The organism is Lentzea sp. NPDC004782, from assembly GCF_040609115.1.
Classification (GTDB): Bacteria; Actinomycetota; Actinomycetes; order Mycobacteriales; family Pseudonocardiaceae; genus Lentzea.
Window position 1 is genome coordinate 28,055 of record NZ_JBEXJN010000008.1, and the last position, 18,947, is coordinate 47,001.

The following is an 18,947-nucleotide window of genomic DNA, read 5'->3' on the forward strand; positions in this document are numbered from 1 at the left end:
CGACACTGTGATCCCCGCCTCTCGTCCACGTGGTTCGACATGTTGCTCTGGTGTAAACCTTGATGTCGCTCTTGCGCTTCTAAGGTTTCTTTCGGTCTTTCTGGTCACGGGAGGTCTCATGCGCCGCCGCCGTTCCCTGGCCAGCCAGCTCCTGGTGTGGCAACTCGTAGTTGTCACCTTGCTACTGTGCGCGGTCGGCGCGCTGACGGTCGTCCAGACGGGCAGCAACTTTCGCTCCAACGAGGAACGCCGGATGCTGTCCGTGGCGGAGAACGTCGCGGCCACGAACGTCGTGCAGACGTCGATGGGCAACTGGCGGGTCCTGGCCGCGCCCGCCGAGACCGCGCGGAGCCTCTCGGGCGCCTCCTACGTGCTGATCGTCGACCTTCGACGGATCGTGATCGCGTCACCCGACCCGGCCCAGATCGGGTCCACACTGGACACTCCGACGACCGCGTTCGACGGCAAGGCATGGGTCGGCACGATCAACGGCTCGATCGAGGCGCACGTGCCGGTGTTCGACGAACGGACCCGCAAGGTCGACGGCATGGTGGTCGCCGGCGTGATCGAGCCCGGCCTGTTCGCGGGCGCGCTGGACCAGCCGGAGGACGTGCTGCGGTACCTGGCGATCGCGCTGGTCATCGGCGTCACCGGATCCTTGCTGCTGGCGCGGCGCGTGAAGAACCAGACGCTCGGGCTGGAGCCGCACGAGATCACCGCGCTGGTCGAGAACCGCGAGGCGTTGCTGCACGGCATCAGGGAAGGCGTCGTCGGCCTCGACGGGCAGAACCGGATCACGCTGGTCAACGACCACGCCCGGGACCTCCTCGCGCTGCCGGAGGACGCGGTCGGCCGGTCGGTCGAGGAGCTGGAGCTCAACGACCGGCTCCGGGACGTGCTGACCGGGCGCGCGACCGGTGTGGACCAGCTGGTGCTGCGGCAGGGCGTCGTGCTGACGTTGAACCGCATGCCGATCAAGGGTGCGGGAGCGGTCGTGACGTTGCGAGATCGCACGGAACTCCTTGCGCTGCAACACGAACTGGACGCGTCCCAGCACGCCACGGACACGTTGCGGGCGCAGGCGCACGAGTTCGCGAACCGCCTGCACACCATCGCCGGGCTGATCGCGCTGAAGGAGTACGACGAGGTCAGCAACTACATTCACCAGATCAGCTCGGCGCAGGACCAGTGGCGGACCGAGGTCAGCTCGCGCATCGGCGACCCGGCCGTGGCCGCGTTGCTGATCGCCAAGGCCTCGCTGGCCGCCGAACGCGGCACGGCGCTGCGCATGGCACCGGACAGCGTGCTGGGACGCGTCGACGAGGCGTTGTCGGCGGATCTGGTGATGGTGCTGGGAAATCTCGTCGACAACGCGTTGGATGCGTTGGGCTCGCTGAGCACGAACGGCGTTCAGAAGTGGATCGAGGTGGGTGTGATGCAGTTGGACGACGAGGTCCAGGTCGTGGTGCGCGACTCAGGTCCCGGCGTGGCGCCGGAACTGGCCGAAGAGGTGTTCCGGCACGGGTTCACGACCAAGGCGGCATCGCACGGCGAACGCGGCATCGGGCTCGCGCTGATCAGGCGGGCGTGCCTGCGGCGCGGTGGCTCGGTGAGCGTGTCCGGCTCCGTCTTCACCGCAAGGCTGCCCTGGTGATCCGGGTGCTCGTCGTCGACGACGACTTCATGGTGGCCAAGGTGCACAGCGGGTACGTCGCGCGCACCGAGGGCTTCGAGGTGGCCGGCGTCGCGCACAACGGCGCCGACGCGTTGAAGCTCGTCGCGTCGTTGAAACCCGACCTCGTGCTGCTCGACGTCTACCTGCCCGACCAGAGCGGGCTGGATGTGCTGAAGTCGTTGCGCGCCAACGAGGATGTCGATGTTATCGTGATCACCGCTGCGACCGACGTCGAGACCGTGCGCAGTGCGATGCGCGGTGGCGTGCTGCACTACCTGATCAAGCCGTTCGACTACTCGGCGCTGCGCGACCAGCTCGCGCACTTCGCGTCGTTGCACGAGAAGCTGCACCGGCTGGGTTCGGCCGGACAGGCCGACGTGGACCAGGTCTTCGGCGCTCGTCCGTCGTCGAAACCGTTGCTGCCCAAGGGGTTGACGCCGGAGACCGCGCGGCTCGTGGAGAACGCCTTGCGGTCGCGTCCGGACGGGCTGTCGGCGTCGGAGTGCGCGTCGTCGACCGGCGTGGCACGGGTGAGCGCGCGCAGGTACCTGGAGCACTTCGTGTCGTCCGGCCGGGCCGAGGTTCGGTTGCGCTACGGCGGAACCGGGCGGCCGGAGAGGATCTACGCGCTAGTCCCAGGAGCCTGACCGGCCGCGCTTGGTCTCCGCGCGCCGTTTCTTGCCCGCGATGCGGCGTTCCTTCGAACCCTTGGTGGGCTTGGTCGGCTTGCGCACCGGCGGTGGCGGGGCGGCGGCGCTGCGGAGGATCGCGGCGAGGCGTTCCCGTGCGGCGGCGCGGTTCTGCAGCTGCGCGCGGTGCTCGGACGCGGCGATCGTGAGCACGCCGTCGACCAGCCTGCTCTCCAGGCGGTCGAGCATCCTGCGCTTGAGGTGCTCGGGGATCGACGGCGAGGCAGCCAGGTCGAACGAGAGCTCCACGCGGCTGTCCGCGGTGTTCACTCCCTGCCCGCCCGGCCCACCTGACCTGGAAAAACGTTCGCGCAACTCGGACGCCGGGATCACCAGCGTCCGAGTCACGGTCACGTCGTTCATGCCTGTCAGGCTAATAGGTGAGGCCCGGCAAAGTCGCGATCTTTATCAGCGTCTCGCGGTCGAGCACGGGCTCCGGCCGGCTGACCGGGGCGCTCCAGTCCAGCACGCCGGGGGCGTCGGCGAGGAACGTGCCGATGTTGGCGCTCTGGATTTCGACGTACGTGCCATCAGGGCGATACGCGCGGACGTCGTACGCGAAGGCGCCGTCCTCGCGCCGTGCGACGCCGGACCGCACCATGGCTGCGCCGACCTTCTCGATCCTGCAGTCCTCGCCGGCAAGGCACTCGGGCACGCTCGTACCGGGGCCGCGGTACAGCATGATCGTGAACGCGCTCGTGCCCCGCGCGTCCCCGAACAACGCCGCCGCCTTGCTCCGGCCGTCGCGCTCGAAGAACTCCAACGCCTTCGCGCCCGGCACGTCCTGTGCGGTGATCCCGGCGGGAACGACGTTCGCGGCGCGCAGGACCGCGGTCAGGCGGGTGTTGCGATCGACCACCGAGTCCGCCGCGGCCATCCCCGCGCTGTCGGAGGTCCGCTGCGGCGACGCCAGGTAGCCGACCGTGCCGAGGCCCGCCAGCAGCACGAACGCCAGCGCACCCGCGATGGCCGCGCGCCTGCGTGCGAGCTTGGCCTTGCCCTTGCGGATGACCTCCGAGCGGTAGATCCGCAGCCTCGGCTCGTCCTCCAGCAGTTCGCGCAACGCCGCCAGCCCCTTGGCGGCCTGGCTCTTCACCGTGCCCTCCGTCCTGCCGAGGATGCGGGCGGTCTCGGTGACGCTCAGGTCCTCCCAGTACCGCAGCACGACGACGGCGCGTTGTCCCGGCGGCAACGCGTCAAGCGCCAGCCGCAGGTCGAAGTCCGCCGAGTCGTCGGTCACCGCGAGTTCGGGCACGGCGTCGACGGACCGTTCACGCTGGAAGAACCCGCGGCGGCCCTCGTCGATGGCGGTGCGCACCAGCACCTTGCGCGCGTAGGCGTCGACGCTGTCCTTGCGCACGCGTGACCAGGCCACGTAGAGCTTGATCAGCGCGGTCTGGACGATGTCCTCGGCGCGGTGCCAGTCACCGCACAGCAGGTACGCCGTGCGACGCATGACGAGAGCACGTGCGTCGACGAACTCCCCGAACTCGCGGTCCCAGAGATCCCGACGGTCCAAGTCCCCCTCCTCGGTCGCCGCTTAGTACGCAACGACGACCGTAGGGGGTTGCCTCAGAAACGCGGGTGGTCTCCGACGAGTGCGGCCCCGCCGACCTCGGCCTTGGTGACCTCGCCGAGCACCCACGACGGGACGTGGCGCGCGGTGAGCACGGCCAGCGCGCGGTCGACGTCCTCGGGCGCGACGACGGCGACCATGCCGACGCCCATGTTGAACGCCTTCTCCATCTCCTCGCGCTCCACCCGGCCGCGCTGGGCGATGAGCTGGAACACCGCGGGCGGCGTCCAGGTGCCGCGGTCGAGCGTCGCGTGCAGGCCGTCGGGCAGCACGCGGGCCAGGTTCGCGGCCAGGCCACCACCGGTGACGTGCGAGAACCCGCGGACCTCCGTCTCGGCGATCAGCGCGAGGCAGTCCTTGGCGTAGATCTTGGTCGGCTCCAGCAGCTCCTCGCCGAGCGTGCGGCCGAACTCCTCGACGTGACCCTCCAGCGGCATGCGCGCGATCTCCAGCAGCACGTGCCTGGCGAGCGAGTAGCCGTTCGAGTGCAGGCCGGACGAGCCCATCGCGATCACGACGTCGCCGTCGCGCACCCGGTCGGGACCGAGCAGCTTGGACTGCTCGACCACGCCGACGCCGGTGCCGGAGATGTCGTAGTCGTCGTCGCCCATCAGGCCGGGGTGCTCGGCCGTCTCGCCGCCGAGCAGCGCGCAGCCGGCCTGCACACAGCCCTCGGCGATGCCCTTGACCAGCGCGGCGATCTTGTCCGGCACGACCTTGCCGACCGCGATGTAGTCCTGCACGAACAGCGGCTCGGCACCGCAGACGACCAGGTCGTCCACGATCATGGCGACCAGGTCGATGCCGACCGTGTCGTGCTTGTCCAGCGCCTGCGCGACCGCGATCTTGGTGCCGACACCGTCCGTGGAGGAGGCGAGGACCGGCTCCTTCCAGCGGTCGAGCTTGAGCTGGAACAGCCCGGCGAAGCCGCCGATGCCACCGAGCACCTCTGGCCGGTGCGCCTTGGCCGCCCACGGCTTGAGCTTCTCCACCGCCTCGTCACCTGCGGCGATACTGACTCCGGCGGCGGCGTAGGTGGCCTTGGCGCTGTCGGTCACGTCAACTTCTTCCACTTGATCTTGGAGGCCTCAGGGACGACGCAGTGCGTCCTCGGCACCATAGCCGTTGGCCAGGACGGGAGCGGCCGAGCCCGCCACGCCCTTGAGGCCTTCGAGCAGGTGCTTGCCGATGAGCGCGTCCTGCGGCAGCTCGATCGGGTACTCGCCGTCGAAGCACGCCGAGCACAGCCGCGTCTTGGGCTGCTCGGTCGCCGCGACGAGCTGGTCGAGCGACACGTAGCCGAGCGAGTCGGCACCGACCGAGCGGCGGATGCCGTCGTCGTCCAGGCCGTTCGCGATCAGCTCGGCCCGCGAGGCGAAGTCGATGCCGTAGAAGCACGGCCACTTGACCGGCGGCGACGCGATCCGCACGTGCACCTCGAGCGCACCGGCCTCGCGCAGCATGCGCACGAGCGCGCGCTGGGTGTTGCCGCGCACGATCGAGTCGTCCACGACGACCAGCCGCTTGCCGCGGATGACGTCGCGCAGCGGGTTCAGCTTCAACCGGATGCCCAGCTGGCGGATGGTCTGCGACGGCTGGATGAACGTCCGGCCGACGTAGGCGTTCTTGACCAGACCCGATCCGTACGGGATGCCGCTGGCCTGCGCGTACCCGATCGCGGCCGGCGTACCGGACTCGGGCACCGGGATCACCAGGTCGGCCTCGACCGGATGCTCCTTGGCGAGCCGGCGACCGATCTCGACGCGCGTCGCGTGCACCGACCGCCCGGAGATCGTCGTGTCCGGCCGCGCCAGGTAGACGTACTCGAAGATGCAGCCCTTGGGCTCCGGGGTGGCGAACCTGCTGCTGCGCAGGCCGTCACCGTCGATCGCGATCAGCTCACCCGGCTCGACCTCGCGCACGAAGCTCGCGCCGACGATGTCCAGCGCCGCCGTCTCGCTCGCCACGACCCAGCCGCGCTCCAGCCGTCCGAGCACCAGCGGACGCACCCCGTGCGGGTCACGCGCCGCGTAGAGCGTGGACTCGTCGCTGAAGGTCAGGCAGTACGCGCCCTTGACCATCGGGAGGAGTTCGAGGGCCGCCTGCTCGATGCCCTTGTCGGCCGCCGCGTGGGCGAGCAGGCCGCAGAGGATGTCCGAGTCGGTCGTCGCGCCGTTGCGCTCGACGATGCCGAGCTCCTTGGCCTTCTCCAGCAGCTCGGCGGTGTTCACCAGGTTGCCGTTGTGGCCGAGGCTCAGGCCACTGCCGGCGGCCGTCGTGCGGAACGTGGGCTGCGCGTTCTCCCAGGTCGTGGACCCGGTGGTGGAGTAACGGCAGTGCCCGACCGCCACGTGGCCCTTGAGGCTCTGCAGGACCTGCTCGTCGAACACCTGGCTGACGAGCCCGAGGTCCTTGAAGACGACGACCTGCGACCCGTCGCCGACGGAGATGCCCGCCGCCTCCTGGCCGCGGTGCTGCAGGGCGTAGAGCCCGTAGTAGGTCAGCTTCGAGACGTCCTCACCGGGAGCCCAGACGCCGAAGACGCCGCACTCCTCACGGGGTTCCTGTTCGGGCTGGGACTGGTCGGCGACCACCGAGTGGCTCCCTCACGCTCGCGCTGGATGCTTCCCGAGTGTAAGTGGAGCAGGGGGTCAACCACCCCCATCGCACCCCTGGTGAGGTGACGAAACTCATGCCTTCGGCCCATTTCAGGCCTTTCTGCACCCCGTCAGGTGAGTCTGGACGTTCGAGTTCCCGAACGCGCTGCCCTTCTCCTGCTTGATCGTGCAGATGACCTCGTCACCGACAACCGCGCCTCCGCTGATCTCGCGCATCAGGCCTTCTTGCACCCACTCAGCTTGGTGTCCTTGGACCACGACGCGAACGGACTGCCCTGCTTCTGCGTGGCGGTGCAGATCACCTCGTCCCCGACCTTCGGGTCACCGCTGATGTCACCCGGCGGCTGGAGCTGAGAAGCCACCCTGTCCTGCCACAGGACGTCCTTCGGGACGTCGCCCACCAGCTCGAGCTTGAAGAACTCGGTCGGTGTGGTGTTGTCGACCGAGACGATCTTGTAGCGGAGCTGCTGCTCCCAGCTGGACGCGCACCCCGCCAGCAGGAGACAGCCCAGCAGGGCCGCGGCGATCTTGCGCATCAGTGCCCCCGTCCGACCTGCAGAACGTCCAGCACGCGGCGGTCGCCGGTCATCTCCGTGAGGTTCATCCGGTTCCAGAGCCAGAAGTAGACGAGCTCGGCATCACCGACGACGGACGCGTCGCCTTCCTCGCCGGGAGCGGCGGCACGCGTCTCCGGCACCTCGCCCGCGGTGAGGGTGATCAGCCACGCCTCCGGCACGTCGGTCGGTCGCACCACGGCGCTGCCCGACACCTCGCTCGGCACGTCGCCCGCGACCTTGGCCGCGACGATCGTGGTCAGCACCTCGTCGATGCCGTCGGCGCAGAGGTCGGCGTCCGTGGCGACGACTTGACGGACGACCGCCTGCGCGTCGAACCGGCGCAGCACCGTCTCGTGCGCGATGCGGCGGTGCCACACCCACGCGAGGTCAGGTGCGGACGGCGAGAACGTCCACACCGGGCGGTTACCGGGCACGGCCGTGAGGATTTCGCCGGCGGCCGTCAGCTGCAGGTCGAGGTACTCCAGTGGCGTCAGGCCGGTCTGGGCGGGCGGTGGCTGCATCGGGTGACGGCTGCCGGTGCGCAGGTACGCCGTGGAGGTCTCCAGGAAGCGCGAGAGGTGGACGACCAGGTCCTGCACGGTCCATCCGGGACGCGTCGGCACCTCGGCGGCCGGATCCGCGTCCGCCACCGCCTTGCGGAACATCTCCGCCTGCTCGATGAACACAGCGGTCCACCGCTCGGCCGTCCACCCTGTCTGCGCCATGAGCGACATCGTGCCCGAGATGCTCCAGTCGCGAGGTGGGAACCGGCCATGATGTGGGCGCGTCGCAGTGATCGAGGACCAACAGGGGGTGGCGATGTTCGGCGTTGAGCCGGAACTGCTGCGCAACGCGTCCAAGGAGTTCGGCAACGGCTCCGACGCGGTGCGCGAAGCAGCGGAGATGATCTCGATGCTCAAGCTCGACGCCGGCGCGCTCGGCGAGGTCGACTCGGCGACGGAGTTCGCGGACGCGTTGGCGAAGTTCGTCGGCACGCACTCCCAGGACCTCCAGCACGGTTCCGCGTGGATCACCGACGCCGCTGAGGGCCTGGTCTCGAACGCCGAGGCCTACCAGCGCACGGACGACGAGCACGCGTCGGTTCTGGTGAAGCTCTTGCGGGGACTCGGGGGCGGCGAGTGAGCTACCCGGATCCGGAAGATCTGTACGGCAGGCTGGCGTCCGGTGATGCCGGCCGGATCGCCGCGGCCGCCGACCCGATCACCGGTGCGATCAGTGCTGTCGGTCGCGCAGGCGATTCGCTGGCCAAGGGTGGCAGGACCGCGGTCAGCAACTGGGTCGGTGACGCGGCCACGAAGTTCACCGCACGAGCGGAGCTGTCCGCGACCGCCGCCAAGGCTGCCGCCGAACGACTCGGGGCCGGTGCGGAAATCGTGCAGGCGGCGTCTCGGGCTTACGGCCAGATGCGCGGGGCCGCGGACCAGGCGATCAACGTGTGGCGCAGCCGTCCGCCGGGTCTCGACGAGGGACAGACCCGCGCGCTCGCCAACCAGGTCAACGACTCGCTGAACAAGGTGAAGTCCGGCTACGACAATGTGCTGCGCTCATACGCCGGCGCGCTCACCAAGATCCCGCCGGGCTTCGAGGAGTCCGCCAGGACCGACTGCGGCTGGGACCGTGCTGCCCAGCGCTCCGGTGCCGACGGCGCCCTGCCTCCGTTGCCGCCACCGGGCAGCGACCCGGCAGCCGTGCGCAAGTGGTGGGACAGCCTCAGCAACGAGCAGAAGAATGCGCTGGTCAAGGCCAAGCCCGAGGAACTTGCCAAGATCAGGGGTCTGCCCGCCGAGGGCCTGGACATGGCCAACCGCGAACGCATCAGGCAGGACAAGACGCGGTTCGAGGCGCAGAAACAGGATCTCAAGCAGCAACTCGACGACCGAGCCCGCGAGCTCGGCGTGGACCCGAATTCCTCCGACGGTCAGCGTGCGCTGCGCAACGACCCCGAGAGTGCGCGGCTCATGTCGGAGTACGACGACGCGGCCCGGCGCGCCAAGAACGCCACCGACGCGGATGGCGCACTGATCGAGGCCGACCGGCTGGGCGTCGAGAACGGCAAGAAGCCGTACGTCCTGGCGTGGAACCCCGACGGGCCCGGTGCCGAGGAAGGCACGATGGCGGTGGCGTTCGGCAACCCGGACACCGCCAAGAACCTCGCGGTCTGCGTGCCGGGCACGACCTCCAAGCTCAGCGGCTTCAGCATGGACCAGGCAGCGCAGCTCAGCGGAGCGATGGGCGAGGACGGCGCCGCGATCCAGTGGCTCGGCTACGACGCCCCGGAGTTCCTGCCAGGTCAGGTGGACGACCCCGCGCAGGCCAAGGAAGGCGCGGCGCTGCTGGCCAACGATGTGGCGGAGTATCGCGACCGCAACCCCGGCGCACATGTCACGGTGATCGGGCATAGCTACGGCAGCACGGTGGTGGGCTACTCGGCGATGGACAACGGGCTGAAGGCGGACGACATCGCGTTCGTCGGCTCGCCGGGTGTCGGTGCGTCCAATGTGGACCAGCTGTCGGCCGGCCGTGGACACGTCTACGTCGGTGGTGCCGAGCACGACCCGGTCATCCAGGCGACCAGCGGTGACTGGTTCACCAAGGACGGGTCGTCGACCGGGCCGTACGACTCGTCGTTCGGTGCGCGGCAGTTCGGCACGTCCGGCGAGGCCTGGGTCGGGCACGCGCATTCTTCGTACTACGACAAGGGTTCCGAGTCGCTGGACAACCTGGCGAAGATCGCCACCGGGCACGGCGGCGAGGTCAGCGCGCAGCGGTGGCAGGACTCGCCCACGCCGGTCGAGGTGCCCGGTTCGAACCTGCCCGGGGTGGGGCCGGTCCTCGACTGGACGGTCAACACCGGCAAGGAAGTCGTCGACATGGGCGAGGACGTGTGGCGCGGCGGTGGTCAGGTCGCCGGCGACATCGTCCACGGCAACTGGGGTGACGCCGGGCGGCACGCGGTGGGCACCGTGGGCGAGCTGGGCAGTGACGCCGTGGACGTGGTGGCCGACACGCTGGGCAACGCCGGTGAGCTCGGCCGGGACGTGTACGAGGGTGGCAAGGCCGTCGTCGAGGGCGGTGTCGGGGTCGTCAAGGACGTCGGCGGGGCGATCGCGGGCGGTGCGAAGTCCGTCTACGACAACACGATCGGTTCGTGGTTCTGAGCAGGTAGCCGGAAGTCGTGTTCGCAGCTCGCCGTCTGGTGAGGTGGATGAAGGGCTCCTTCATCCACACCAGGTGGAGGAAGGCGCCCTTCATCCACGTAACTGACCGGCAGGCGGGTTACGGGGACAAGACCTCTGGCAAGCCGCTCAGAACTTCACGACCGGGAGCAGTGCGGAGAGGTCGGCTCGGGTCCCCGACGCGGTGACCCGAGCGCCGTCCAGGGCGTCGGTCCAGGCCAGGGCGCCGGTCGCGAGCTCCAGCCACGTGCGGGGATCGGTCTCCACGACGTTCGGGGGCGTGCCGCGGGTGTGCCGCGGGCCCTCCACGCACTGCACCGCGGCGAACGGCGGCACGCGCACCTCGACGCTGCGGCCCGGCGCGACCTGTTCCAGCGTGCGCAGGCTGAGGCGGACGGCGGCGGCCAGCGCCGGGCGTTCCGGCTGGTCGGCCTCGCCGCGCAGCCAGGGGAGGACGGCCTGCACCGCGGCGCGCATCTCGGCGGGATCGACGGGCTTGGCTGGCACGTCGCCCACATTAGCGAAGCGGCAGCGGCGGTCCGGGCGCTGTTGGTATATCTGGACGGTGATCAGGAACTTCGCCGTCGTCGGTCCCGGGCAGGCGACCAGGGAGCGGCTGAAGGCGGCTCTCGCGGCCGCGCCGGACACCTCCGTCTACCGGATCGGGCGCGGGGCCGACCCGTTGCCCGTGTCGGCCACCTTCGACCCGTCCGACCAGGCCGGCTGCCGGAGCCTGCTGGACTGGTTCGAACGCGGGGCGCCGTCCGGTGCGGTGCTGCTGGTGGACGACTGGGGGCTGTGCTCCGAGCAGGACCCCGAGCTCGACCGGGTCGTCGAGTGGGTCGCGGCGTTCGGGCCAGCGCGGGGCGTGCAGGTGGTCGTCACGGCACGGACGTGGGACGAGGTGCCGGAACGGTTGCGGCGGCAGCTGCACGGCGAGGCGACGGACTTCCTCGCGCTGCACGGGATCCAGGCCGACCTGAGCGACAAGTACCAGCGGCGCGACCTCAAGGCGGCGGTGGGCGTCGACGAGCGCGGGTGGCCGGTGCACCTGGACATCAGCGTCGACGGTGACGGGCTCACGGGTGCGTACTACGGGCCGCAACGCGGGCAGAAGCTGCTCAGCGCGTTGCTGGGGCTCATGGTCACGCACTCGCCCCAGGACCTGAACCTCGGCCTCTTCGACCTGAAGAACTCCGGTGTGTTCGACGGCCTCAGCGTTGCGCCGCACGTGTCGTTCGCGCTCAAGGGCGAGGACGAGGACGAGCTGTTCGAACGGTTCCAGGAGGGGCTGGCCGGCGAGCTCAACCGGCGGCAGCAGCTCCTGCACCAGGCCCGGTGCCGGAGCTTCACCGACTACCGCGAGCAGGCGGACGACCTGGCCGCGTTGCTGATCTGCGTCGACAGCGCCGAGGTGCTGGTCGAACGGCAGCCGGGGTTCCAGAACGTCCTGGAGTCGCTCACGCGTGCGGGCCGCACCCTCGGCATCCACCTGCTCTACTCCGGCGACGCCTTCCCGCCGCAGCTGCCGTTCCGGGTACCGGAGTGGCCGTTCGCGACGCCGCCGCACGACTTCGCCGAGTGGGTGAACGTCCTGCCGCAGGCACTGGTCGGATCCGCGCCGCCCGCACGCCCGATCGTGCTGCCGCCGCTGCACAAGAGCTACGTCGACCTGACGCTGGAAATGCTGCCACCGGGCGCGATCGGGCTGGTCGACAAGCCGTTCGAGCAACGCCGTGACGTTCTCGTCCCCGGCTTCACCGACGAGCTGCGGCACGGCGCCATCGTCGGCAAACCCGGCACCGGCAAGAGCACGACGCTGCGGACCCTGGCCGGCGTCCTCGGCGACGACCTGGCGCGCTGTCAGCTCCTCGACGGTCCCGGCGAACCCCTCGACCCGCAGCGCCACATCGTGGTGACCGCCCGGTCGTGGGACCAGGTGCCGCCGTTCATCCGCGACAGCCTGGCGTTCGGCATCGAGTTCCGGCTCGACGACCCGGCCACCTCGCTCGTCGGTGCTCGCGAGGCGGCCCGCGTGCCGGACAAGCCGGGCTTCTGCCTGTCCGTGCCGGACCGCCTGCACGCCCAGATCGCGCTGCCGTGACCCATCTCGCGCTCGTCGGACCGCCGCACCTCACCGAGCCGCGAATCCCTGCGGCGCAAGGGTTTTACCGCATCGGGCACGGTGAGTCACCGGTTGCGGCGGTCAGCTTCGACCCGAGCGACCAGCGCCGGTGCCAGAACCTGCTGACGTGGTTCGAACGCGGGGCGGAACCCGGCGCGACGCTGCTGGTCGACGACTGGAAGCTCTGCGCGGACAGCGATCCCGGCCTCGCCGACGCCGTCAGGTGGATCACCGCGACCGCGCGCGGCGTGCGGGTGGTCGTCACCGCCCGGTCGCTCGGTGACCTGCCGGCACGGGTGCCGCTGCACGTGGAGGTCGTGGACTTCCTTGCGCTGCACGGGTTGAGCCGGTTCAGCAAGGCGCTCGTGTGGCGGGGCCGGTGGTGGAAGGTGCCGATCGGCATCGATGGCAGCGGTCAGCCGGTCGTCGTGGAGCTCACCCACTTCGCGGACGGCAAGTGGCGCACCGGATCGCACCTCGCCGTCACCGCGCCGGACGCGTTCCGGAGTCTGGTGCTCGGGCTGATGACCACCCACTCGCCCAAGGTGTTCCAGGCGATCTTCATCGACGCGCACGACACGAACATCTTCACCGGACTCGACCAGGCACCGCACGTGCAGGCTCATCACCGCAACGCCAAAGCCGATCCCGTGCCGCTCGCAGAGGCTCTCCTGGCCGAGTCGGAACGCCGGCTGGAGCTCGTCGGCAACACCTGGACGATCTTCGACCACCGCTCACTCGGCCAGGTGCTGCCGCAACTCCTGATCTGCGTCAACGGGTTCACAGACCTCGCGGCGACAGAACTCGGCAACGCCCTCACCACCATCGCACGGGACGTCGGCAGATCCGGGATGCAGCTGCTGCTGGACGCCCCGCACGAGTTGACGAACCTCCAGATCGACGACTGCACCACGCCGGCCAACCTCGACCAGCACGCCGACGAACTGCCCCGGCTGATGCACCAGCCCGAACCGCCGCCGGACTTCTTCACGTTGCACGACATGCCGAAGTTCGACCCGGCGCACGCGTGGCGACCGCGACCGGCCAAGCTGCGGTACCGGACCGCGGTGGGCGTGGACGAGCACGGTCAACCGGTCGAGATCGACGTCAAGGCGGGTCTGGCGGAGGACGGGATGGGCCCGCACGGCGAGGTGGTCGCGCCTCCCGAACGTCGTGCCGACGCCCTGAAAGCGCTGATCCTCGGCCTGATGCTGCGGCACTCGCCGGACGAGCTGCAGGTGGTTCTCGTCGACTTCCACGGCACGGGCGTGTTCGCGGGCCTGGAGCACGCACCGCACGTGCAGCCGCACGACCTGATGGACGACCTGGAACGCCGGATCAGCATGCTGGTGGACGGCAACGCACCACCGCGGCTGCTCGTCTGCGTGGACGGGGTCCACGGCCTGATCGAAGCGAAACCGGGGTTCCTCACCACGCTGCAGACCCTCACCGAGGTCGGCCGCACCTACGGCCAGCACCTGCTGCTCTCCGACACGACCTCGGTCCGCGACCTGCCACGACTGCACACGACGTACCGCCTGGAGCTCACCGAGCAGGGCTGGGAACGCCGCATCGGCAGATCGGTGGAGAGCTTCGTGCTCCCCACCGACCTCGCCTCGGTCGTGCGGTCACTGCCGGTCGCGATGTACGCGGCTACCTCATGAGCGGCGCAACTTCCGTTGTGCGTCATAGAGGTTGGGCGGTGTCACGTCGGTCGTGCCGTAGAGCTCCAGGCGCGAGTTCAGCGGGCCGGTGAAGTCCGGTTTGTCGATCTGACCGAAGTCGCGGACCTCGGAGATCGCCACGGTGGCGCTGCACGGCGCAACCTGGTCGATCCGGACGTTGCCGGCGCGCTGGTTCGTGACGGTGACGTTCCAGTGCGTGAAACGCGCGCCGTACAACGGACCCGCGTTGGCGCTGCCGCCGTGCGCGCCGACGTTGTTGATGGTGATCTCGGTGCGGACGTTGCCGAACGGCAGACCGCGGTGGGTGTCGAAGACGTCGTAGTCCATCCGCCCACGCGTCCACACGTTGCCGCACGACAGGCCCTCGACGTTCAGCCCGTGGTTGCCCGCGCCCGGCTGCGAGGGCTCTGACGGTGCCTCGATCACGAACCCGTCGGTCAGGTTGTCGTGCGACTGCTCGCGCGTCGCGTAGGCGTGGTGGTGACCGCGTCCGGAAACCCGTGTGTTCAGCAGCGAGACCCCCTTGGAGGACACCAGCAAGAACCCGTTGTCGACGTCCTGGACGTGCACGTCGTCGGCCCAGCAGTCCCACGCGCACTGGAACACCAGACCGTTGTGCCCCTTGTCCTGCAGGTGCTTCGGCGCCGGCACCTTGGCCATCTCGATCTTGATGCCCTCGACGCCCGCACCCGTGATCACCGGGGCCATCGTGGTCAGGCGCGCCTTCCACTCCGGGCGGATCTCCACCGGCAGCGGCTGCGCGAGCTTGACCCTGTTGCCGCGCACCCACTCCACGCGCACCGGCCACAGGAACGGGAAGTACGACAGGAGCTTGTCCTTGTCGTCCCACTTGTACGTGGCCGTGCCGGGGATGTCACCGCACATGTGCTTGGGCAGTGAGTAGTTGTCGTCGTCCAGCCGCAGCAACACGCGCTGACCGGGCCGCAGGTTCCGTCCGTTCTCGACGGTCACGACGAACGAACCGCGCGCCGCCGAGCCGGTGACCGCGGTCAGGGTCGACCCCAGCTCCAGCTCGTTGCCCGTCCAGCCCTCGAACGGCCACCTGTGCGCCTTGATCGCGTCGACCAACGGCTGGAAGCGGTCGCGGTGGCACACCCACACGAGGCCGCCGGACCAGCTCCACGCCGAGTTCTCCGAGCCGTAGCGGCTGCGGTTGATGCCGACGATCTCCTCCAGCGACCTGGTCGCGTAGAACGTCGTCTTGTCGCTGCCCGCGCCGCGCAGCACCACGTTGTCGTGGCCGACCCGGATGATGTCGTCGATCCGGTAGCGGCCCGGCGGCACGAACACGGTGCCGCCGCCCAGCTTGCCGACGAACTCGACAGCGCGGTTGATGGCCACCGAGGCGTCCGCCGAGCCGTCCCGGCGCGCACCGAAGAACTGCACGTTCGCCAGCACGGGACGACGAGGAGGCCGCTCACCAGTCCGGTAGCCCGCATACGCGATGTTCGGGATCTGCGGGTGGTTGTACGGGTTCGCCGCGAACTCCTGCCACAACGAGGCGGAGGACGCGGCGGAAGCGGTCCCCGTCAACGCTTGCGTTCCGACCAGTGCGACCCCTGTAGCCAGCAGGAATCGCCTTCTGTCGATGTTCATTTCGCCGTCTCCAAGGGGTCTTGGCCACGGCGGCGGTGGTCAGATCAAACCAGAGATCAGCCGCCCGCGGAACGAACCGCCTCGGAGATCAGCTCGTCCACCTGGTGCATCATCCTGCGGGCGTCGGTCGGCGTGAACGTGCTCCACGGCGGCTGACCGTTCGACGCACGACGTTGCTGCAGGTAACGACCCTCTTCGGTGTCGAAGAACGCGACCACCCGGTCGGGCCGCCAGCGCTTGCCGTACTTGTCGCGGGCGGCGGCACCGAAGTTGCCGGTGTGCACCAGCCCGGTGAACATCTTGACCAGCGCTTTCGCGTCGTCCTCGCGCAGTCCGACACCCCGGAACGCGGCCTCCATCGACTTCGGCGAACCGTCGGTCCGCGAGATCGCCTTCTCGATGTCCGCGCTCGGCAACGTCACCGAAAGCCCTGTTCCGGCCGGGTGCGCGGGCAGCACGGACAGCACCGCCGAGGCGAGCCCGGAGCCCGCCCACGGCTGGAACGTCAGCTGGTCGTCCCGCAACGTCGCGAGCGCGCCCCAATCGCCGTTCGCGACGGCGAGGACGCGCAGGCTGTACCCGAGCCAGAGGCGGCCGTCCGCCTCCCGCTCGGGCTTGACGAACATGCGCAGCAACCCGTCCAGCTCGGACGACAGGCCACGCGAGTTGCCCAGCCGACGGTGGTCCAACTGCTGGTAGACGCGGTTCTCGAGCTGGATGCGCTCGTCCCGCGTCTTGCCCGGCGTGGGAACTTTCAGCACGAGCGGCATCGGGCCGACGTTCATCCGTTCCCACACCACGTCGAACTCCTCGGCGGAGAGGGTGATCGGCTCCCTCTCCACCGCAGCGCCGAACAGGCTCACTCCGAGAAGCCTCCGATGACCGGCGGAGCGACCAGGCGCTCGTCACCGAACACGTCGTCGGTCTCGACCAGGTAGTCGGCGGCCTTGTGCTCGAGGTCGTCCTCGCCCTCGCCCTTCTGGCCGTGCGCGCCACCGGCACCGGCACCGGCGCCACCGGCCTTGCCCGCACCCGCACCGGAGCCCATGGCACCGGCGCGCATGCCCTCCGGACCGGAGCCCATGCCGGGCAGGCCGCCCTTGACGGAGCCCTGCTGACCGGACGAGCCGAGCGAACCGCTCATCGGCCCGAACGCCTTGCCGCTGCCCAGCTGACCGCCGCGCAGACCACCGGCACCGCCACCGCGCAGGCCGCCAGCGCCACCGGAGGTCGGCCGGGTGAACACCGGGCCGGACGTCACCGAAGGCGTCGGGGTCGGGGTGGGCGTCGGGTGCGGCAGGGTGGTCGACGGAGGCGTGACCGGCGGCGTCGACGGAGGCTGCACCCACGACGTGTGGGTGGTGTCCGTGGGCGGCGGCGGAGTCCAGGCCGGCTGCACGTGCTGCTGGGTCGCCGGCGGCGTCGTCCACGACGGGTTGGTCGTGCCGTTGGTGCCGGTCGGCGTGTGCGGAGTGGTCGAGGTGTAGCCGACGCGCGTGTTCTCCGTGCCGGACGAGCTGGGCGGAGGCGTGTCGATCACGACCTGCGGCGGCTGCGGGAACTCACCGAGCGTCGAGGAGTTCCAGCGGCTGTCGGACTGGTAGTCCTCCATGACCTTGACGGCCTGGGCGGCCGCGTTGTCCGCCGCGGCTTCCTGCTTCTCGTGGTCCATCTGCTGGCCGACGACGTGCGCCATGCCGACGGGACCGGTCAGCGCGCCGACCGCCATGTCCATGAAGCCGGGCTTCTCGGTGGTGACCGGCACGACCTCGGGCATCTTCTTGCGCGCGTCGGCGATGAACTCGCCCTGCAACCGCGCGGAGCTCTCCATCGTGCCGGAACCGCTGGCCGCGTAACTGGCCCATTCGGCGAGCGGCGACAGCGCGCCCTTCGCGGCGTCGGCGGCGTCGGACTCCCAGCCCGCGCCCATCTTGGCCAGCGCGGCGTGCAGGTCGGCGTCGATCTGGGTGAGCGAGTCCTTGATCGTCTTCCAGCCCTGCTCCACCGGGATGGAGGCGGCGACGCCGGGACCAGAGTTGATCATCTTGTACAGCTCGGGGTGGTCGTACCCCTGAAAGCGGTGGTCGGTCATCGGTCAGCCCCCTCTCAGCCCAGGTCCCGCTGGTGCTTGCCCCACATGGCCGTGTTGTCGCCCTCGACCTTGCGGTACTGCTCCTCGATCATCTTCAGCTGGTCGATCACGCCGACGAGCTGCGCGCGGTAGAAGGTCAGCGCGGCCAGCGCCTTGTCAGAGGTCTGCTCGTTGAACGCCTTCGACGTCTCGCTGCTGATCGGGTCCCCCGCCCAGGGCCTCGTGGGCAGGTGCTCGACCGCCTTCTTGATCTTGTCATCGAACTCGTCGAGCGCGTGCTCGAAGGCCTTTCTGGCCTCCGGAATGGCAGACGGGTCCACCTTCAGCTTGCGCTGACCGAACTCCGTGGGCGTGGACGCACCACCGCCACCACCATCCGCGAGATACACGGCACACCCTCCTCAGTACGGCCCTCAAGGGACGGGCCGCGTGTGCATTTGGGACGACTTTAGCTCTGATGCGTGACGCGGGTGACCGGTTCCCGGTACAAGGCGCGTAGTTCTGCTCACTTCTTGGCGAGCACCGCACCCGCCGCCTCCGCCAGCCCCTTGGCGCGCTCGCAGGCACCGTCCAAAGTGCCGTCACTGCCCCATCCACCGATCACCGACACCAGGAGCAACTGCTGGTCGTTCGCGTCGATGTAGACATCGCACTCGGGAGAGCCGGTCGCCTGCGACGGCCCCTTGGTGAGATAGCCGGGGTAGCCGGCGACCTTGAGCTCGGTGAGTTGCTTGACCTTGCCTTCCGTGCTCTTCAACCGGTCGACGCCGCCGTTGACCAGCGTGTCGATGCTGTAGGTGAACTTGCGGTCCTCGTAGCTGGTGCCGCATGACTTGCTGCCCTCGCCGTAGTCCGCATCGGGGGTGCCCAGCTCGACCGTGCGGATGCCGAGCTTGGCCTTCGCCTCCGGCGTGATCAGCGAGCAGGGGTCGAGGGTCTTCATGTCGACGGCCTTGGGCCTGTTCACCGGGGCAGTCCCGGTCGACGTTCCGGTCTTCGGCGCCTGCTTCCCCGCCGTGGGCGTTCCCGGTTCGGTCGAAGAACACCCGGTCAGGACCGCTGCCAGCACGAACGGGACGACAAGTCGACGCATGACGGTCAACGTATCGGATCGTC

19 protein-coding genes are annotated in these 18,947 nt (G+C 69.5%); 6 read left to right on the plus strand and 13 right to left on the minus strand.

From position 1 onward, the window contains the following. The first annotated feature begins 118 nt into the window (after positions 1 to 118). Positions 119 to 1,654, plus strand: coding sequence for a sensor histidine kinase (locus tag ABZV40_RS09645; protein WP_355437997.1), 1,536 nt, complete (start codon positions 119 to 121; stop codon positions 1,652 to 1,654). Then, positions 1,651 to 2,322 (plus strand): response regulator, encoded by a 672-nt coding sequence (locus ABZV40_RS09650; protein ID WP_355437999.1) that lies wholly within the window; start codon positions 1,651 to 1,653, stop codon positions 2,320 to 2,322. The genes ABZV40_RS09645 and ABZV40_RS09650 overlap by 4 nt, the downstream gene beginning before the upstream one ends. Here ABZV40_RS09650 and arfB read toward each other — a convergent pair. The 7 genes from arfB to ABZV40_RS09685 form a co-directional block, all read right to left on the minus strand. Continuing rightward, a complete protein-coding gene (gene arfB, locus ABZV40_RS09655; protein ID WP_355438001.1) occupies positions 2,305 to 2,727 on the minus strand; it encodes an alternative ribosome rescue aminoacyl-tRNA hydrolase ArfB in 423 nt (140 codons plus the stop codon). The two genes, ABZV40_RS09650 and arfB, sit on opposite strands and share 18 nt — an antisense overlap. Before the next feature lie 10 nt (positions 2,728 to 2,737). Beyond that, positions 2,738 to 3,883, minus strand: coding sequence for a SigE family RNA polymerase sigma factor (locus ABZV40_RS09660; protein ID WP_355438003.1), 1,146 nt, complete (start codon positions 3,881 to 3,883; stop codon positions 2,738 to 2,740). A gap of 53 nt (positions 3,884 to 3,936) precedes the next feature. Next, the gene (gene purM, locus ABZV40_RS09665) at positions 3,937 to 4,998 is read right to left on the minus strand and encodes a phosphoribosylformylglycinamidine cyclo-ligase (RefSeq protein ID WP_355438005.1); all 1,062 of its coding nucleotides are present in this window, start codon (positions 4,996 to 4,998) and stop codon (positions 3,937 to 3,939) included. 30 nt (positions 4,999 to 5,028) lie between these two features. Then, positions 5,029 to 6,534: an amidophosphoribosyltransferase gene (purF, locus tag ABZV40_RS09670; RefSeq protein ID WP_355438007.1), complete on the minus strand. Its 1,506-nt coding sequence runs from the start codon at positions 6,532 to 6,534 to the stop codon at positions 5,029 to 5,031. Between the two features lie 114 nt (positions 6,535 to 6,648). Continuing rightward, the gene (locus ABZV40_RS09675) at positions 6,649 to 6,774 is read right to left on the minus strand and encodes a hypothetical protein (RefSeq protein WP_355438009.1); all 126 of its coding nucleotides are present in this window, start codon (positions 6,772 to 6,774) and stop codon (positions 6,649 to 6,651) included. Beyond that, positions 6,774 to 7,094, minus strand: coding sequence for a hypothetical protein (locus ABZV40_RS09680; protein WP_355438011.1), 321 nt, complete (start codon positions 7,092 to 7,094; stop codon positions 6,774 to 6,776). Before ABZV40_RS09680 ends, ABZV40_RS09675 begins: the two co-directional genes overlap by 1 nt. Continuing rightward, the gene (locus ABZV40_RS09685; protein WP_355438013.1) at positions 7,094 to 7,840 is read right to left on the minus strand and encodes a maleylpyruvate isomerase N-terminal domain-containing protein; all 747 of its coding nucleotides are present in this window, start codon (positions 7,838 to 7,840) and stop codon (positions 7,094 to 7,096) included. The genes ABZV40_RS09680 and ABZV40_RS09685 overlap by 1 nt, the downstream gene beginning before the upstream one ends. 94 nt (positions 7,841 to 7,934) lie before the next feature. On the opposite strand from ABZV40_RS09685, the gene ABZV40_RS09690 reads away from it, so the two are divergent. Both ABZV40_RS09690 and ABZV40_RS09695 read left to right on the plus strand, forming a co-directional pair. Then, entirely contained in the window at positions 7,935 to 8,258 is a 324-nt protein-coding gene (locus ABZV40_RS09690) for a type VII secretion target (RefSeq protein WP_355438015.1), read from the plus strand. Further along, the gene (locus ABZV40_RS09695) at positions 8,255 to 10,294 is read left to right on the plus strand and encodes an alpha/beta hydrolase (RefSeq protein WP_355438017.1); all 2,040 of its coding nucleotides are present in this window, start codon (positions 8,255 to 8,257) and stop codon (positions 10,292 to 10,294) included. The genes ABZV40_RS09690 and ABZV40_RS09695 overlap by 4 nt, the downstream gene beginning before the upstream one ends. 147 nt (positions 10,295 to 10,441) lie before the next feature. On the opposite strand, the gene ABZV40_RS09700 is transcribed toward ABZV40_RS09695, so the two are convergent. Further along, entirely contained in the window at positions 10,442 to 10,819 is a 378-nt protein-coding gene (locus tag ABZV40_RS09700) for a sterol carrier family protein (RefSeq protein ID WP_355438019.1), read from the minus strand. A gap of 58 nt (positions 10,820 to 10,877) precedes the next feature. Between ABZV40_RS09700 and ABZV40_RS09705 the strand changes: the two genes are divergently transcribed. Both ABZV40_RS09705 and ABZV40_RS09710 read left to right on the plus strand, forming a co-directional pair. Next, positions 10,878 to 12,416: a hypothetical protein gene (locus tag ABZV40_RS09705; RefSeq protein WP_355438021.1), complete on the plus strand. Its 1,539-nt coding sequence runs from the start codon at positions 10,878 to 10,880 to the stop codon at positions 12,414 to 12,416. Beyond that, on the plus strand, positions 12,413 to 14,101 hold the full coding sequence (locus tag ABZV40_RS09710; protein ID WP_355438023.1) for an FtsK/SpoIIIE domain-containing protein: 1,689 nt from the start codon (positions 12,413 to 12,415) through the stop codon (positions 14,099 to 14,101). The genes ABZV40_RS09705 and ABZV40_RS09710 overlap by 4 nt, the downstream gene beginning before the upstream one ends. Here the strand turns inward: ABZV40_RS09710 and ABZV40_RS09715 are convergent. From ABZV40_RS09715 to ABZV40_RS09735, 5 genes are all read right to left on the minus strand, one after another. After that, positions 14,096 to 15,739: a glycosyl hydrolase family 28-related protein gene (locus ABZV40_RS09715; RefSeq protein WP_355438025.1), complete on the minus strand. Its 1,644-nt coding sequence runs from the start codon at positions 15,737 to 15,739 to the stop codon at positions 14,096 to 14,098. The genes ABZV40_RS09710 and ABZV40_RS09715 overlap by 6 nt on opposite strands. Positions 15,740 to 15,795: 56 nt before the next feature. Then, entirely contained in the window at positions 15,796 to 16,602 is an 807-nt protein-coding gene (locus ABZV40_RS09720; RefSeq protein ID WP_355438027.1) for an ESX secretion-associated protein EspG, read from the minus strand. Further along, the gene (locus ABZV40_RS09725) at positions 16,599 to 17,831 is read right to left on the minus strand and encodes a PPE domain-containing protein (protein WP_355438029.1); all 1,233 of its coding nucleotides are present in this window, start codon (positions 17,829 to 17,831) and stop codon (positions 16,599 to 16,601) included. The genes ABZV40_RS09720 and ABZV40_RS09725 overlap by 4 nt, the downstream gene beginning before the upstream one ends. Before the next feature lie 14 nt (positions 17,832 to 17,845). Then, on the minus strand, positions 17,846 to 18,220 hold the full coding sequence (locus tag ABZV40_RS09730) for a transcriptional regulator (RefSeq protein WP_355438031.1): 375 nt from the start codon (positions 18,218 to 18,220) through the stop codon (positions 17,846 to 17,848). Between the two features lie 116 nt (positions 18,221 to 18,336). Continuing rightward, positions 18,337 to 18,924, minus strand: a complete 588-nt coding sequence (locus tag ABZV40_RS09735; protein WP_355438033.1) for a DUF3558 domain-containing protein — start codon at positions 18,922 to 18,924, stop codon at positions 18,337 to 18,339. Positions 18,925 to 18,947 lie beyond the last annotated feature (23 nt).

Bases quoted from the DNA above. Each gene is read 5' to 3' on its own strand.
- ABZV40_RS09645 (WP_355437997.1), top strand. From the start codon at position 119: ATGCGCCGCCGCCGTTCCCTGGCCAGCCAGCTCCTGGTGTGGCAACTC.
- arfB (WP_355438001.1), bottom strand. From the start codon at position 2,727: ATGAACGACGTGACCGTGACTCGGACGCTGGTGATCCCGGCGTCCGAG.
- ABZV40_RS09675 (WP_355438009.1), bottom strand. From the start codon at position 6,774: ATGCGCGAGATCAGCGGAGGCGCGGTTGTCGGTGACGAGGTCATCTGC.
- ABZV40_RS09680 (WP_355438011.1), bottom strand. From the start codon at position 7,094: ATGCGCAAGATCGCCGCGGCCCTGCTGGGCTGTCTCCTGCTGGCGGGG.
- ABZV40_RS09685 (WP_355438013.1), bottom strand. From the start codon at position 7,840: ATGGCGCAGACAGGGTGGACGGCCGAGCGGTGGACCGCTGTGTTCATC.
- ABZV40_RS09690 (WP_355438015.1), top strand. From the start codon at position 7,935: ATGTTCGGCGTTGAGCCGGAACTGCTGCGCAACGCGTCCAAGGAGTTC.
- ABZV40_RS09715 (WP_355438025.1), bottom strand. From the start codon at position 15,739: ATGAACATCGACAGAAGGCGATTCCTGCTGGCTACAGGGGTCGCACTG.
- ABZV40_RS09725 (WP_355438029.1), bottom strand. From the start codon at position 17,831: ATGACCGACCACCGCTTTCAGGGGTACGACCACCCCGAGCTGTACAAG.
- ABZV40_RS09735 (WP_355438033.1), bottom strand. From the start codon at position 18,924: ATGCGTCGACTTGTCGTCCCGTTCGTGCTGGCAGCGGTCCTGACCGGG.